Source organism: Streptococcus sp. 2741 (assembly GCF_013276315.1).
GTDB classification, from domain to species: domain Bacteria; phylum Bacillota; class Bacilli; order Lactobacillales; family Streptococcaceae; genus Streptococcus; species Streptococcus pseudopneumoniae.
The window spans coordinates 1-898 of record NZ_VMKU01000133.1 but is presented as its reverse complement, the minus strand read 5'-3'; the positions used below and the strand labels follow the sequence as shown (position 1 = coordinate 898).

Sequence of the window (898 nt, the reverse complement as noted above, 5' to 3'; positions counted from 1 at the left end):
AACACCGTTTTGAGGTTGTGAATAGAACTGACGAAGTCAGCTCAAAATACTGTTTTGAGATTGCAGATGAAAGCTGACGTGGTTTGAAGAGATTTTTGAAGAATATAAAAACAAAAAGAGGCAAAGACCTAGTCCTGCCCATTATTTTCTTATCTACTTGATAATACCGTCAATGCTAAGGCAATGGCTAGCCAGAAAAAGACTAAAATCCCTGTCAAACGCTGCATCACAGCTTCGAAACCGCGTGCTTTACTGCGTTCAAACAAATCACCTGAGCTGGCATCAAATACATTGCTGGATTGGTTTTTAGTTGGTTGCATGAAAATCGCAATCACAATCACAACAGATAATACTAATAAAATGGTTAATAATAGGTTATACATATCAAACTCCTTACAATCCCTATTATTTTACCATAAAATCTACTTAGATTCAAGATGTAGGGTTACTTTTCTTTCCTTGGGACAATACTTTAAAACCTCAATCTTGTCTGGATGGGTTTTGGAATTTTTACTGGTTAGGTAATTGATGCTGCCACAAGAGGAGCATTTGAGATTAATTTTTACTCGCACTAAATCTCCTTTACTTTTATTAGACTTCCTGCAAAACTAGAATCCTAGTTCATGATTGATAATGCCAGCAATCAAATTCATTCGTAATCCGAAGCGTTTACGATGATTTCGATAGGTTGTTGAAAATATTTTAAACGTTTTCATAGTGAAATGAAATAAGAACAGGACAAATCAATCAAGACAGTCAAATCGATTTCTAACAATGTTTTAGAAGTAGAGGTGTACTATTCTAGTTTCAATCTACTATACTTTGTCAAAAATATTCTCAACCTTGATTCTCTCCTTAGATAGCGCATGGTTACAGGCTTTCTCTTCAGCTGTTAGCG

At 35.2% G+C, this 898-nt stretch carries 2 protein-coding genes and 1 pseudogene; all 3 read right to left on the bottom strand.

Annotated features, from left to right (window positions below):
- Positions 1 to 149: 149 nt before the first annotated feature.
- Positions 150 to 383 carry a preprotein translocase subunit SecG gene (gene secG / locus HT671_RS10460; protein ID WP_000282517.1) on the bottom strand — a complete coding sequence of 78 codons (234 nt, stop codon included), beginning with the start codon at positions 381 to 383 and terminating at the stop codon, positions 150 to 152.
- 39 nt (positions 384 to 422) lie between these two features.
- Positions 423 to 572, bottom strand: a complete 150-nt coding sequence (gene rpmG, locus HT671_RS10455) for a 50S ribosomal protein L33 (RefSeq protein ID WP_001809104.1) — start codon at positions 570 to 572, stop codon at positions 423 to 425.
- Positions 573 to 608: 36 nt separating this feature from the next.
- Positions 609 to 716, bottom strand: a pseudogene (locus HT671_RS10450) (IS5/IS1182 family transposase); the annotation flags it as partial.
- Between the last annotated feature and the right edge of the window lie 182 nt (positions 717 to 898).